The organism is Streptomyces sp. NPDC091416 (assembly GCF_044756845.1).
GTDB lineage: Bacteria > Actinomycetota > Actinomycetes > Streptomycetales > Streptomycetaceae > Streptomyces.
In genome coordinates this window covers 26,704-40,230 of the sequence record NZ_JBIVTU010000002.1, presented here as the reverse complement: position 1 = coordinate 40,230, position 13,527 = coordinate 26,704, and the positions used below count along the sequence as shown (strand labels likewise).

Annotated in this window: 12 protein-coding genes; 4 read left to right on the top strand and 8 right to left on the bottom strand. The window is 71.9% G+C overall.

Annotated features, from left to right (window positions below):
- From ACIQMX_RS07150 to ACIQMX_RS07120, 7 genes are all read right to left on the bottom strand, one after another.
- Entirely contained in the window at positions 1–951 is a 951-nt protein-coding gene (locus ACIQMX_RS07150) for an ATP-binding protein (protein ID WP_363074719.1), read from the bottom strand.
- Positions 948–3,113, bottom strand: coding sequence for a trypsin-like peptidase domain-containing protein (locus ACIQMX_RS07145; RefSeq protein WP_402475644.1), 2,166 nt, complete (start codon positions 3,111–3,113; stop codon positions 948–950). The genes ACIQMX_RS07150 and ACIQMX_RS07145 overlap by 4 nt, the downstream gene beginning before the upstream one ends.
- Before the next feature lie 3 nt (positions 3,114–3,116).
- The gene (locus ACIQMX_RS07140; RefSeq protein WP_363074723.1) at positions 3,117–3,530 is read right to left on the bottom strand and encodes a CU044_2847 family protein; all 414 of its coding nucleotides are present in this window, start codon (positions 3,528–3,530) and stop codon (positions 3,117–3,119) included.
- A 130-nt stretch (positions 3,531–3,660) separates the two neighbouring features.
- On the bottom strand, positions 3,661–4,293 hold the full coding sequence (locus ACIQMX_RS07135; RefSeq protein ID WP_148017812.1) for a response regulator transcription factor: 633 nt from the start codon (positions 4,291–4,293) through the stop codon (positions 3,661–3,663).
- A 5-nt stretch (positions 4,294–4,298) separates the two neighbouring features.
- A complete protein-coding gene (locus tag ACIQMX_RS07130; RefSeq protein ID WP_402475643.1) occupies positions 4,299–5,501 on the bottom strand; it encodes a sensor histidine kinase in 1,203 nt (400 codons plus the stop codon).
- Between the two features lie 11 nt (positions 5,502–5,512).
- Positions 5,513–6,235, bottom strand: coding sequence for an ABC transporter permease (locus ACIQMX_RS07125; protein ID WP_363074727.1), 723 nt, complete (start codon positions 6,233–6,235; stop codon positions 5,513–5,515).
- Positions 6,235–7,149, bottom strand: a complete 915-nt coding sequence (locus tag ACIQMX_RS07120; RefSeq protein WP_402476461.1) for an ABC transporter ATP-binding protein — start codon at positions 7,147–7,149, stop codon at positions 6,235–6,237. Before ACIQMX_RS07120 ends, ACIQMX_RS07125 begins: the two co-directional genes overlap by 1 nt.
- 315 nt (positions 7,150–7,464) lie before the next feature.
- On the opposite strand from ACIQMX_RS07120, the gene ACIQMX_RS07115 reads away from it, so the two are divergent.
- Genes ACIQMX_RS07115 through ACIQMX_RS07105 form a run of 3 tightly spaced genes read left to right on the top strand, consistent with a single transcriptional unit; the run spans position 7,465 to position 10,461 of the window.
- Entirely contained in the window at positions 7,465–8,337 is an 873-nt protein-coding gene (locus tag ACIQMX_RS07115; protein ID WP_363074729.1) for a MaoC/PaaZ C-terminal domain-containing protein, read from the top strand.
- A gap of 56 nt (positions 8,338–8,393) precedes the next feature.
- Entirely contained in the window at positions 8,394–9,470 is a 1,077-nt protein-coding gene (locus ACIQMX_RS07110) for a Zn-dependent alcohol dehydrogenase (RefSeq protein ID WP_219575768.1), read from the top strand.
- A gap of 49 nt (positions 9,471–9,519) precedes the next feature.
- Positions 9,520–10,461, top strand: coding sequence for a 3-oxoacyl-ACP reductase (locus tag ACIQMX_RS07105; protein WP_402475642.1), 942 nt, complete (start codon positions 9,520–9,522; stop codon positions 10,459–10,461).
- A 390-nt stretch (positions 10,462–10,851) separates the two neighbouring features.
- Here ACIQMX_RS07105 and ACIQMX_RS07100 read toward each other — a convergent pair whose 3' ends face one another.
- The gene (locus tag ACIQMX_RS07100) at positions 10,852–12,153 is read right to left on the bottom strand and encodes a hypothetical protein (protein ID WP_402475641.1); all 1,302 of its coding nucleotides are present in this window, start codon (positions 12,151–12,153) and stop codon (positions 10,852–10,854) included.
- Between the two features lie 197 nt (positions 12,154–12,350).
- Between ACIQMX_RS07100 and ACIQMX_RS07095 the strand changes: the two genes are divergently transcribed.
- Positions 12,351–13,385, top strand: a complete 1,035-nt coding sequence (locus ACIQMX_RS07095) for an iron-siderophore ABC transporter substrate-binding protein (protein WP_363074735.1) — start codon at positions 12,351–12,353, stop codon at positions 13,383–13,385.
- Positions 13,386–13,527 lie beyond the last annotated feature (142 nt).

The window sequence follows — 13,527 nt, the reverse complement described above, 5'->3', positions numbered from 1 at the left end:
TCACATCGCCCCGGTCAGCTGATGGAGTACGGCGTCCAGCAGGCCCTCCGCGTCCAGATCGACCCCGCCGGTGCGCAGGAACACGGCATTGAGGAGCTGGTCGGTGGCCAGCTCTCCCGGGGCCCGGCGACGCAGAAACGTCTCGATGAGGTCGTCGGCCGCGTCGAGTGCCGTCTCCCCGAGGTGGGCGGCGACGATGGCCCGCAAGCGCTCCTCGTCGGGCACGGGCAGGTCGAGCCGTACGCAGCGGCGCAGGAACGCGGGCGGGAAGTCGCGCTCACCGTTGCTGGTGATGACGACGACCGGGAACTCCGCACACTGGACGACACCTTGGTGGACCTGGACCGTCCCCCGGTGGTCGAGGGTCTGCACCTCCACATCGGCCATGTCCTCGGGGAGCCGCGTCAGTTCCGGAATGTCGTAGACGCCCTCCTCGAAGACCGTCAGCAGATCGTTGGGCAGGTCGACGTCGCCCTTGTCCATCTCGTCGATGAGCAGCGCCCGTGGAGTGGCGGACGGCACCAGGGCGGTGCCGAGCGGGCCCAGCCGCACGAACGTGCCGATCGACGGCTCGCGTTCGCCCCGGTCCCGGCTCAGCGTCGTCTCGCGCAGCCGGCCGATGGCGTCGTACTGGTAGAGGGCGTCCTTCACCGTGGAACGGCTGTTGACCGGCCAGCGCAGCAACTCGCCCAGCCGGAGCTCGTGGGCGACCGCGTGGGCGAGCGAGGACTTCCCGGTGCCGGCGGGGCCGGTGACCAGGAGCGGGCGGCGCAGATGCAGCGCCGCGTTCACGATGTTCGCGTGCTGTTCCTCGATCACGTAGGGCATGCCGGGACGGGCCGCCCGGCCCGGAGTGAATCGGCGCCAGGGCGGGGCCGGAGGCAGGGACACGGCCCGGGGTTCCCCGTCGCCGCGGAAGAGGCGCCAGTCGGCCTCTGGAGCGGATGTCATGCGCTCTCCTGTGGTTCGGTCAGGTGCAGCCGGGGCACGGTGCGGTCGGCGTCTGCCCAGGCGAGGACCGGACGGCCGGGAAACTCGGGCGGGCTCGCCTGGGCGTTCGCCCGGTAGTCGCGTACGCCGTCGGGCAACTCCCGGGTGGCGACGGCCGCCATGTGCTGCGCGAGGTGCGAGGCCCCGTCCCGGCCGCGGTCCCACACCACTACAGGAATACCCAGAGCCAGACACGTCTGCACGATGCCGTCCCGCGGCCCGGGCGGTACGTCCACACAGACGCGCACCGTGTCGAGTTGGTTGACCAGTTTGAAATAGAGGGCATCGGGATCCAACGACTCCGAGACGACCAGCGTCTTCCCGGAATCCAGCCGGCTCCACCGGCGGCGCCAGTGCGGAATGAACCTCCTGTGCCGGCGCAGGAGTTCGGGGCAGTGCACGACCAGGGGGAACTCCACGCCGAGCACACCCGGCACGATCTCGCCGGGATCGTGCGCCGCCCACTCGTCGACCGGGAGGTTGAGGCTTGCCCGGTCGACGAGTACCTCGACCAGGGGCGGCCGCTCGTCGTCGGCCGGCGGTGTCAGCGAGTCGAGGACCCGAAGCACCTCACGCGCCCCGTCCGTCGCCGAATAGGACACGAGACTGTCCGTGGAGACCTGGCGCGGCCCGGCGCCCTCGTCGCACCAGATCCGCAGCCGGTGCCGGCCCCGCTCGACACTCGTCACCTGGACCAGGACCCGCATGCGCGCGGAGCGGTCACGAACCGAGCGCCCCCAGGCCTGGGCATCCGACCGGCGCTCGCCCAGGGCCGGCCGGGCTATCCCGAGGCGCTGGGCGACCCCGTCGGCCCACATGCGCAGTTCCGCCCGCTTCGCCGGCGGACAGAGCACGCCGACGTACTCCAGGACCCGCAGCAGCGCCGGGACGCGGCGTTCCCCGTTCATGGAGTGACCGTCCCCGGGCAGTGCCTCAAGACGGTTCAAAAGCGCGTCCAGGGACTCCCCGCCGGGGAACGCCGGCACGTGGGGCACGGCGGCCCGGGCGGCCTCGGGAATCCGTGCCAGCACGTCGCGCTCCGTGGCCCGCAGATGCCCGAGGAGTGCCTTGTACTCCTGCGGCGTCAGCATCCGGGGGGTGTCGGAGAGGGAACCCGCGGCCAGCACCCGGTCGGCACGTGCCGGGTCGCTGGAGCGCCGCATGATCCCCGAGAAGGCGGCCAGGGCCCGTGGGTGAGTGAGGAGGAACAGGGCGAACTCCCCGGGTTCGGGCGGGGTGACGTCGCTTCCCCACCCCACACCGCAGGCCTGGGCCAGCCGTTTGGCGCAGTCCGAGCGCTCACTCGGCGAGTACAGCATGTCCCCGACCGCCTCGGTCAGCAGGAGGAGCGCCGGATCCTCGGGTTCCGGAGACTGCGGAGGCAGGACCCCGTGCAGGCCCACGGCGTCCAGTTCGCCTCTGACGCGCTGCCAGGGGATCGCCCAGCTGCGCCGTACGAGATGCTGCGGGCTGTGCGGAAGGAGCAGCCCGGTGGCCCCGTCCCGGGGCGGCATGAAATGCGCCACGACCAGTCCGACGACTGCCCGTTCACGTCGGCACCACAGCGGACCACCGCTGTATCCCGGGCCGACCGCCATGCCGGCCGGATCGCCGTCCAGATAGCCCAGCGAGGTGTGGAGCGAGACGACGGTGAGCCGGGCCAGCGTCGAGTCCTCGCCGCTGCCGTGCCAGGCGCTCAGTTCCTGGTCGGTCGACATGTCGGCCCGGTCGGGCGCTGCGGGCAGGCCACCGGCCGGTCCGTCGACGCGTAACACGGCCAGGTCACCGAGCCACTCGTTGTCCCCCTCGACCACCGCACCGCCGTCCCTGGCCCGAGGAGCGACCCAGTGGAGCAGGCGCGCGGAGTACTTCTCCGAGCTGGTGCAGCGGTCCGCGTACACATCGCGCACCACGACCGGTATCTCCTCCAGCCTCGGGGGCCTGGCTTCGAACATCGGTCGTCCGAGCGCGTCATTGACGACGTGTGCGCAGGTCAGGAGCGTATCGGGGCCAAGGACGAAGCCCGCGCCGGCCAGACCTCCGTCATCGGCCCGCCGCACCGTCACCACGAGGCGGGACGGATCGTCGTGGTGCGCACCGCCCGTTGTCCCGAACCACCCCATGCGTCACTCGGAGGCCGACGGCGTGTCGGCCCCCCGGGACGGAACCGGCCGCCAGCTGGCGGTGACCGTGAGGTGGGCCTGGCCGTTGCCGCCCACGATCCCCAGCTTGAGGTCCTGCCCGACCTGGACGCCGAATGTCACGCTCAGCTCCGTGGGCGGCTCCGGTGTGGCCACCACGGCGTCATGGACCTCCTGGAGCAGCGGGCCGACGGGCTTCAGCGCGCCCCGCAGGGCACCGACCGCGAAACTGGCGACGGACCGGCCCCCGGCGGCCACGGGCACGGCCCGCCCCATGCCCTCGGGAAGGTCGCCGTCCCGCTGCTGCGCGGGCGTCGCAGGAGCCGTTCCGGGCACGGGCGTGAGCAGGAAGCGGACGGGCGTGCCGTCGTCGAGTTCGATGTCAGGTGTAGTGGACACGATCACATTGTCACCGGATCAGGGGTACTGAAACGCCCGCCCGGCCAACTCGGTTACGAGATCGACGCATTGGGCCGGACTCCGCGCCCCGGCCGGCGAGGTGCCGCGGCGCCGGACGCCGGTACGGTCCTCAGAGCCACCCCTGCTGCCGGGCCGCCCGGACCGCCTCCATCCGGTTGCGGGTGCCCGTCTTCCCGATCGCGGCGGACAGGTAGTTGCGGACGGTCGACTCCGACAGGTGCAGCTTCACCGCGATGTCCGCGACCGTCGCCCCGTCCACCGAGGCGACCAGCGCATCCCGTTCCCGAGCGGTCAGCGGACTCGGGCCGGCACTCAGCGCGGCGGCGGCCAGGGCCGGGTCGATGACGGTCTCCCCGGTCAGCACCCGGCGGATCGCCGACGCGAGCTCCTCGACCGGGCCGTCCTTCACCAGGAACCCCGCCGCCCCCGCCTCCATCGCGCGCCGCAGATAGCCGGGCCGCCCGAACGTGGTGAGGATCAGCACCCGGCAGTCCGGAACCTCCTCGCGCAGATCGGCGGCCGCGTCCAGCCCGCTGCGGCCCGGGAGCTCGATGTCCAGGAGCGCCACATCGGGCCGCGACGTCAGCGCTGCGGGCACGATCTCGTCGCCCGCGCCCACCTGGGCGACCACCTCGATGTCGGGCTCAAGACCGAGCAGCAGGGCGAGCGCACCGCGCATCATGCCCTGGTCCTCGGCGAGCAGTACCCGTACGGACTTGGTCGGCCGGTGATCCTGCGGCATCTCGTTCACGGCCCCAGGGTAGGGGCGGTACCCGCGCCGCCGTCCGCTTCCTCCGGCGCGTCCGCCGGAAGCTCCGCCGTGACCACGAAGCCGCCCGCCGCGCCGGGGCCCGCCTCCAGGGTGCCGCCGGACACCGCGAGGCGTTCGGTGAGGCCCTTCAGGCCGGTGCCGCCGATGCCGGGGGTGGGCGGGGCGGCCGGGGTCCGGCCGTCGTCGGTGACCGTGAGGCGGACCCGGCCGGACGTGCCCTCGACGACGAACGCGCACGCGGTCGCGGTGGAGTGGCGGACGACGTTGGTGACGGCCTCCCGCACCACCCAGCCCAGCAGCGCCTCCGTCTGCGGTGCGAGCGGGGGGCCCGAGCGGCGGACCGAGGGTTCGATCCCGGCGGCGGTCAGCGCGGATCCGGCCCGGTCGAGTTCGGTGGCGAGGCTGCCCTCGCGGTAGCCCGTGACCGCCTCGCGGATCTCGGTGAGCGCCTGCCGGCCGACGGACTCGATGTCGGCGACCTGTGAGAGCGCCGCGTCCATGTCGCGCGGCGCGAGCCGGCGTGCCGCCTCCGACTTGACGACGATCACCGAGAGCGTGTGGCCCAGCAGGTCGTGCAGATCGCGGGAGAAGCGCAGCCGTTCCTTCTCGACGGCCGTACGGGCCAGTTCCTGCCGGGTGGAGCGCAGCTCCATCACCGTCTCCGACAGGGTGAGGATCGCGGCTGTCACCGCACCCGAGATGAACGTCCCGTAGCCCAGGGTCCACGGCGTCGACGTGCTGTCGTCGCGCCACACCGCGATCAGGCAGGCCGACACGGCGAGGCCGAGCAGCCCGGCGGCGAGCCAGCGGTGGCGCAGGATGGTGCCGCACGCCAGCGAGAGCAGCGGGAAGAAGAGCAGCCAGCTGCCGCCGTACCCGATCGCCAGTCCGAAGGTGATGGCGGCCATCGCGCCCAGCAGGACGTACGACACCGGGCTCTCGCGCTTCTCCTTGACGAAGCCCCGGAACACCACCGAGATGTAGAGGGAGTTGAAGGCGAGCAGCCCGATCCCGCCGATCCACGGGTTGGGGGTCTCGCCCTGGAACAGGTTGGAGAAGGAGCCCAGACCCATCAGCAGCCAGGGCAGCAGGGCGTACGGTCCCGGCGGGCCGGGGCGGCGCCCCTCCCTCCGCAGTCGGCGCCGTTCCCTCCGGGCCGCTCTTCCGTTCCTGGACATGTTCACTCCCGTCACACGGTCCTCGCGGACCGACGGTACGAGATCACGGCGTACGTGCCGAACAGCAGGAGCCACCCCGCGAGCACGCCGACCGTCGTGGCGCCGGGCGCATGGCCGTCCGTGGCCGCCCAGCCCAGGTCGGCGAAGCGGTTGGCGGGGGTGAACCTGCCGACGGAGCGCAGCCACTGCGGAAGCAGTTCCAGCGGGAACCACAGCCCGCCGACGACCCCGAAGCCCATCAGGCACGCGACGTTGACGACCCCGGTGCCCTGGGGAGTGAGCCGGAAGCCGTTGCCCAGGCCGAGCAGCGTGAAGGGCAGGGCGCCGGTCCAGAGCAGCAGGACGAGTGCGGCCCACTGCCAGGCGGCCAGCCGTACCCCGTTGACCAGTCCGCCGGCCAGCAGCACCGTCAGGATCGTCGGCAGCACGGTCACCGAACCGCTGATCGCCCGGCCCACGACCGCGTGCGTGGGGGACAGCGGGGTGATCCGCAACTGCTGGAGCCAGCCCAGGGACTTGTCGGAGGCGACCCCCGTACCGATCGACATGGCGGAGCCGAGTGCTCCGTACGCGGCCATGCCGACCATGGAGGCGGTCTTCCAGCCGTCGACCCCGTCGCCGCCGCCGATGTTCGTGAAGATCAGATACATCATCACGGGCATTCCGGTGCCGAGGACCAGGAAGGTGACGTCGCGCAGGGTGCGGCGGGTTTCGAGCACGATGTAGCGGTACATCAGACGGTCTCCTTCGCGGAACGGGGGACGCCGGCGGCCGGCGCGGTGAGGGAGAGGAAGGCGGCCTCCAGCGTCGCCGGGGAGACCTGGAGGCCGCGGACCAGGCCGAGCCGGGCGAGTTCCACCACGGTGGCGTCCGAGTCGTCCGTGTGCAGCACCGTCCGGTCGCCGGTCACCTCGACCGTCACGACTCCGGGCAGCAGCTCCAGGCCCTCGGTGGAGCGGCCCGCCAGATCGAAGGAGACCTGGCTGTGGCCCGCCGCGGCCTTGATCGCCTCACCGCTGCCGTCCGCGACGATCCGGCCGCGGTCGACGACGACGATCCGGTCGGCGTTCTCGTCCGCCTCCTCCAGGTAGTGGGTGGAGAAGAGCACGGTGTTGCCGCGCCGGGCGTAGGCCCGCATGGACTCCCAGAACGCGTGCCGCCCCTCCACGTCCAGGGCGGCGGTCGGCTCGTCCAGCACGATCAGCTCCGGATTCCCGGCCAGTGCGACGGCGAACCGGACCCGCTGTGTCTGACCGCCGGACAGCTTGTCGACGCGCCGGTTCGCGTACTCCGTCACGCCCGCCAGCGCCAGCGCCTCGGTGACCGGCAGCGGCTTCGGGTAGGTGGACGCGACGAACGTGATGAGCTCGCGCACGGTCACCCGCTGGATGGGTTGTCCTTCCTGGAGCATGGCACCGACCAGGCCCGCCCGTACGGCCTGTTCGGGCGTGCGTCCCAGCACCCGCACCGTGCCGGCGTCCGGCTCGTTCAGCCCGAGCAGCAGGCTGATCGCGGTGGACTTTCCGGCGCCGTTGCGCCCGAGCAGGGCGACGGTCTCGCCCCGCCCGACGGTCAGCCCGAGCCCGTCCACGGCCCGCACCTGCCGGCCGGCCCTGCCGAAGGTCTTCACGGCGCCGGTGAAGACCACCGCTGCCCCGTTCCCCGTTGTCTGCGTCATGCATACGACGCTACGGAGCCCGGACCCGCCCCGGCAGAGGCTGATGTACGCACTCCGCGATGACAAATGTCATTGCCGTGGCAGAGGCCGAAAGGACTGCCGCCCATGCGATCTGACGAGACGTCAGCAGTCTTCACAAGTGCTGGGAGCTGCGTTATACATAGGGCCAACCGGCTAGAACGCGTTCTAGAACGGGCGTGGTCTCCGGTCCCCGCACGACCTCGGTGCGGCCGACGGTGCGGACGGCCGCACCGAGGTCTTTCACCGTCGAGGAGCAGCTTCCCCATGCCCATTGATGCCGAAAAAGCTCTCGCTGCCGAACCCCGGACCAGCCGCATCGGCTGGGACCACAAGGACGTCCAGCTCTACCACCTGGGGATCGGGGCCGGCGCCCGCCCCGATCTGGCCGACCCCGCCGTCGACCCCGGAGAGCTGAGCTACACGCTGGAGTCCCGGCTCCAGGTCCTGCCCTCCTTCGCCACGGTCGCGGGCGCCGGCACGGCCATGGCGGGCGGCCTCGCCATGCCCGGTGTCGACGTCGACCTGGCGGCCGTGCTGCACGGCGGGCAGAGCGTACGTGTGCACCGGCCGATCCCGGCGAAGGGCAGCGCCGTGACGACCACGAAGGTCGCCGCGGTGTACGACAAGGTCAAGGCGGCCGTGCTGGTGCTGCGTACCGAGGCGGCCGACGAGGACGGGCCGCTGTGGACCAGCGACTCCCAGATCTTCGTGCGCGGCGAGGGCGGATTCGGCGGCGAGCGCGGCCCGTCCGAGCGGACTGCCTATCCCGCCATCGCGGGCAACCACCTGGTGACCCGGCCGGTCCGGCCCGACCAGGCACTGCTCTACCGCCTCTCCGGGGACTGGAACCCGCTCCACGCCGATCCCGAGTTCGCCGCGCTGGCCGGCTTCGACCGGCCGATCCTGCACGGCCTGTGCACCTACGGCATGACGCTCAAGGCCGTCACCGACACGGTGCTCGGCGGCGACGCGACCCGTATCCGCTCCTACCGCACCCGGTTCACCGGGGTCGTCTTCCCCGGCGAGACCCTCCGCATCGAGATGTGGACCGCGCCGAACGAGGTACGCGTCGAGGTGAGGGCTGCGGAACGGGACGACGCCGTGGTCCTGGGGGACACCTTCGTCGAGCATTCCTGAACCCGAATCCGAACCGAAATCCCAGAGCACCACAGGCCCGTGAGGGGAGCCGCACCATGCGCGCAGCCGTACTGCACGAGATCGGCCAGGACAAACTCGAAGTACTCGACGACGTCGAGGCGGTGGGCTTCGGCCCCGGCAAGGTGAAGCTGCGGGTCCGGGCCACCGGGCTGTGCCACTCCGACATCTCCGCGATGAGCGGGGTGCTGCCGCAGCCCGCCCCGTTCATCCCGGGCCACGAGGGCGCCGGCGAGGTCATCGACGTCGGTGACGGGGTGACCGGGCTGGGCGTGGGCGACCGGGTGCTGGTCTGCTGGCTGCCGGCCTGCGGCGCCTGTCCGTCCTGCAAGCGCGGCCAGACCCACCTCTGCCTCGCCGGATTCATGAACGCGGGCACGCCCAACTTCAAGCGTCCGGGCGGAGACGTCTTCGGTTTCGCCGGCACCGGCACCTTCACCGAGGAGGTCGTCGTCGGCGCGGGCTGCGCGGTGCCGATCCCCGACGACGTACCGTTCGAGATCGCCGCGCTCATCGGCTGCGGGGTCACCACCGGCCTCGGCGCCGCCATCAACACCGCCCAGGTGGAGGCCGGTTCGTCGGTCGCCGTGATCGGCTGCGGCGGCGTCGGCATCTCCACCATCCAGGGGGCCCGGGTGCAGGGCGCCGCCCAGATCGTCGCCGTGGACCCGGTGGCCTCCCGGCGCGAGGCGGCGCTGCGGTTCGGCGCGACCGAGGCCGTCTCGCCCGACGAGTTCGCCGACGCCAAGCAGCGGATCACCGCGGGCGAGGGCTTCGACTACGTCTTCGAGGTCGTCGGCAAGTCCGCCACGGCCCGCACCGCGTACGAGCAGACCCGGCGCGGCGGCACCCTCTGCATCGTCGGCGCGGGCGCCATGGACGACAACTTCCAGGTCAACATGTTCGAGCTGTTCTTCGACGAGAAGCGGATCCTGCCCTCCATGTACGGGGGCGGGGACGTGCTCCGGTCGTACGAGCGGGCCATCGCGCTCTGGCGGGCCGGCCGTATCGACCTGGAGTCGATGATCACCCACCGGGTACGGCTCGACGGCATCAACGACGCCCTCGACCAGATGCGGACCGGCGAGTCGCTGCGTACCTGCATCGAGCTCTGACACCCCGCGCCACCGTCCCGCCCCCCTCCCGAGAGGACCCCGAGAACCGATGTCACTTCCCCTGGACGGACTGTCCGCGATCGTCACCGGCGCAGGCCGCGGCCTGGGACGGGCCGAAGCGCTGGAACTGGCGCGACTCGGCGCGGCTGTCGTCGTCAACGACTACGGGCAGCCCGGCCGCGACGGTTCGGGCGAGGCGTCCGCCGCGCCCGCCGAGGAGGTCGCCGAGGAGATCCGCGCGGCCGGCGGCCGGGCGGTCGCCCATCTCGGCGACGTCTCCGACCACGAGCAGGCCCGCGCCCTGGTCGAGCTGGCCGTCAGCACGTACGGCAAGCTCGACATCCTGGTCAACAACGCGGGCATCCTGCGCGACCGGATGATCTTCTCGATGACCGAGGACGAGTGGGACTCGGTCCTGCGGGTGCATCTCAAGGGCCACTTCAACACCACGCACTTCGCCGCCGCCCACTGGCGGTCGAGGTCCAAGGAGTCCGGCGGCCCGGTCTACGGCCGGATCGTCAACACCTCCTCGGAGGCGTTCCTGGCCGGCTCGGCGGGCCAGCCCAACTACGCGGCGGCCAAGGGCGGCATCGTCGGCCTGACCACCTCCACCGCGCTGGCCCTGGCCAAGTACGGCGTCACCGCCAACGCCATCTGCCCGCGCGCCCGGACCCGGATGACCGAGGACGTCTTCGCGGGCTTCCAGGAACCGCAGGACGGGCGGCTCGACGCGCTCGCACCCGAGCACGTCTCGCCCCTCGTCGGCTATCTGGCCTCCCCGGCGGCCGCCAAGGTCAACGGGCAACTGCTCGTCGTGCACGGCGGAATGGTCGCGATCGTCGAACGCCCCCGGGTTGCGGCGAAGTTCGACTCGTCGAAGGAGACGTTCTCCTTCGACGAACTGGACGAGCTGATCTCCCCGTACTACGAGGACCGGCCGCCGAACGAGACGTTCGCGGCGGCGGAGGTGCTCGGGCTCAAGCGAGGCTGACCGCCGGGCGGACGCGCACGGAGGAGGGCCCCCGCAGCCGGCCGGCTGCGGGGGCCCTCCTCTCCCTCGTCGGAATTCCTGGGCGGTCAGGCCGCCCTGTTGCCACCTTCGGCGGGGCGGCGATGGCGGCCGTGCGGTTGAGCCGCCGAATCGTCCGTCGCCACACCCCCTCGGTGCTTTCCGGAGCCGCCGGCTTCGGCCCGTTGCGCGTCCGCCCCCGGCGGACGCGTCTGGGTCGTGTCGGATCGCGCCTCAGACATCTGGGAAGTCACCCCGTTGTGATCGCTTACGTGCTGTACGTGCTGGTCTCCGGGGCCCTCGCGCCACCGCCCGGGAACGGTCACCGTCGGCGACCGCGCTGCGCGATTGCGTGAGATCCCCGGCTCAACTCTAGTCAGGTGCCGTACGCCCGGTGAGAGGCGCCTGCGCCAGTGGGACGGGTCTGCACACAGGAAGAGGCGCCATCGCGGCGGAGGGTTGCGTACCGCTTTCCGCGCAGCCTGCCGGGGCCGCTTCGGCGGACCTCTCCAGGTCGGAGGGGGCCGTCAGGAGCGCCACCGCGCACGCCGTGTCCCCGTTGGCGTACGGCAGCCCCAGTACGCCGTCGCGCGACCAGGATCCGCTGCCTGCCAGCCAGCCCTCGGGCGCGGCGAGCTGGTGCAGCCGACGGCCCGACGGTCGCCAGACGCCGGCCCAGCTGCCCGCCGCCCCGTCGATCCGCAGGGCCACCGCGCAGCTCTCCGGCATCAGCATCTGCCCCGGCTGCACGGCGAACGGCGTCACGACGACATCCGGCAGCCGCAGGCACTCCGGGAAGCGCACCGGCAGGCAGCTGCCCAGCACCCCCCAGCCGAGCCGGTCGTGCCCCGGCGCGTCGGAACGGATCAGCAGCAGACCGCTGTCCGGATCGGCGAGCAGCAGCCGGTCGTTGCTGTCCGGTGCGATCTGGAGCAGGGGCGTCATCTCGGCGTCCCGCCCCAGGTCCACCGCGACCGCCTTCACCGGGCCGCCGCCCGCCGGTTCCCGGTCCAGGGCCAGCAGCCGGCCCGCCCGGTCCAGCCAGACCCCGCCGGAGCAGCGTCCCGGCAGGTCCGCCAGGTGTTCCGGGCCGAACGCGCCACCCGCCACCCGCCAGAGCCCGGTGGAGTACGTACCCGTGGACAGGGCGTACGCGCTGACGCCGTCCGGTGAGGGCGGCAGCAGGGTCAGCTCGGCGCGTTCGACGGCGCCCAGCGGGAGTTCACCGGTGCCGGGCCCGGTCGGGTAGAGCAGCGAGAAGGTGTGGTGGTCCGCGGCGCGGCGCCGGATCAGGACCCGGCCGTCGGCGAGCGGCAGCACCTGCGAGTCCGCCTCCTCGGGCCGGTCCAGCGGGAGCGGTACGGCATACGGCTCGGGGCCGTCCAGCGTCCAGCGCTCCGCGTACCAGGCGGTCTCCGTGCCGGTGGCGGCGGAACGGGCGGTGGTGAGCCGTGCCGCGTAGGCGCCGTCGGCCGTGAGCGTCAGTGCGGGTGCGGCGGGTGCGGGCAAAACCGTTTCGCCAGGGGCCGGCCCCAGCGGCTCCGGCGGCGTTGCCGAGCCCTCGGCCGGCTCCGGTGCCTCCCCGGCTCCGTCCGGCTCGTCGGACTCCGGCTCCACCGTCTCGCCGGTTCCGGCCGCCTCAGCGGCCTCGTCCTCGATGGCACAGGCAGTCATCGACGCATCACCTCCGGCAACCGAAGCTAGTTTTCGCACTTGCTGCCGAACAACACGAGCTTCAGCACTTCACACATAAGGGTGGTGATGCCCGGATTCACCTGAGAGGACAGGGGTGGCTGTGCTGCGAATGAGGACGGTGTCTAAGGTTAGGCATTCCTAAGTGTTACCTGTGTGAATTTCGACTGGAGCAAGTGATGTCCCTTCGTCGCCGCGGCACTGCCGCAGTCGGCCTGGCCGTAGTGGCCGCCCTCTCCTTGTCGGCCTGCGGGAGCGGGGACGACGAGTCCGGCACGTCCGAGGCCGGCGGCGACAAGAAGGCCGCGGTCGCGACCGGCGGCAAGGACTTCGGCGACGCGGCGGAGAAGACCGCCGGGTACGGCACCGACGCCCCGGCGGGCACGTTCCCCCGTACGGTCACGCACGCCATGGGCAAGACCGAGCTCAAGGCGGCCCCGAAGCGGGTCGTCGTGCTCGACGTCGGCGAGTTCGACAACGTCGTCTCGCTGGGTGTGAAGCCGGTGGGCTACGCCCCCTCCGAAGGTGACGCGGCGATCCCGTCGTACCTGAAGAAGGACGCGGGCGACCCCAAGAACGTCGGCACGATCAACAACCTCAACCTTGAGGCGATCGCCGGTCTCAAGCCGGACCTGATCCTCGGCAGCCAGCTGCGCGCCGCGGACAAGTACGACGAGCTGTCCAAGATCGCGCCGACCGTGTTCTCCATCCGCCCGGGCTTCACCTGGAAGGAGAACTACCTCCTCAACGCCGCGGCGCTCGACAAGACCGCCAAGGCGAAGTCGGCGCTCGGCGCCTACGAGGCGAACGCGAAGAAGCTCGGCGAGGACATCGGTCCGAAGAAGCCGGTCATCTCCATGGTCCGCTACCTGCCGGACAAGATCCGCCTCTACGCCAAGGCCTCCTTCATCGGCACCATCCTCGACGACGCCGGCCTGCCGCGGCCCAAGAACCAGCAGATCGACGAACTCGCCGCGGAGATCAGCCCGGAGAAGATCGACGAGGCGGACGCCGACTGGATCTTCACCGGTGTGTACGGCGACGTGAAGGCCACCAAGCGCGACACCACGCAGGCCAACCCGCTGTGGAAGAACCTGAAGGCCGTCAAGGAGGGCCGGGCCAAGAACGTCTCCGACGAGACCTGGTACCTCGGCCTCGGCGTCACGGCCGCGAACCTGGTCCTCGACGACCTGCGCGCGGACCTCGTCAAGTAGCGAGGGCGCGGACCCGGTCGGGCGAGTCGCCGCGGCGCGGACCCGGTCGGACGCCGCGGCGGCGCGGCCCCGGGCGGGTGCGGACCTCGCCGCATCGCGCCGGTGCGGACCGGGTGAAGTAACGATTCATGACCGGCCGGCG

What these genes read in the sequence shown, in the direction of transcription:
- ACIQMX_RS07150 (WP_363074719.1), bottom strand. Translation starts at nt 951, where the DNA reads ATGACATCCGCTCCAGAGGCCGACTGGCGCCTCTTCCGCGGCGACGGG.
- ACIQMX_RS07145 (WP_402475644.1), bottom strand. Translation starts at nt 3,113, where the DNA reads ATGGGGTGGTTCGGGACAACGGGCGGTGCGCACCACGACGATCCGTCC.
- ACIQMX_RS07135 (WP_148017812.1), bottom strand. Translation starts at nt 4,293, where the DNA reads ATGCCGCAGGATCACCGGCCGACCAAGTCCGTACGGGTACTGCTCGCC.
- ACIQMX_RS07130 (WP_402475643.1), bottom strand. Translation starts at nt 5,501, where the DNA reads ATGTCCAGGAACGGAAGAGCGGCCCGGAGGGAACGGCGCCGACTGCGG.
- ACIQMX_RS07125 (WP_363074727.1), bottom strand. Translation starts at nt 6,235, where the DNA reads ATGTACCGCTACATCGTGCTCGAAACCCGCCGCACCCTGCGCGACGTC.
- ACIQMX_RS07115 (WP_363074729.1), top strand. Translation starts at nt 7,465, where the DNA reads ATGCCCATTGATGCCGAAAAAGCTCTCGCTGCCGAACCCCGGACCAGC.
- ACIQMX_RS07110 (WP_219575768.1), top strand. Translation starts at nt 8,394, where the DNA reads ATGCGCGCAGCCGTACTGCACGAGATCGGCCAGGACAAACTCGAAGTA.
- ACIQMX_RS07105 (WP_402475642.1), top strand. Translation starts at nt 9,520, where the DNA reads ATGTCACTTCCCCTGGACGGACTGTCCGCGATCGTCACCGGCGCAGGC.
- ACIQMX_RS07100 (WP_402475641.1), bottom strand. Translation starts at nt 12,153, where the DNA reads ATGACTGCCTGTGCCATCGAGGACGAGGCCGCTGAGGCGGCCGGAACC.
- ACIQMX_RS07095 (WP_363074735.1), top strand. Translation starts at nt 12,351, where the DNA reads ATGTCCCTTCGTCGCCGCGGCACTGCCGCAGTCGGCCTGGCCGTAGTG.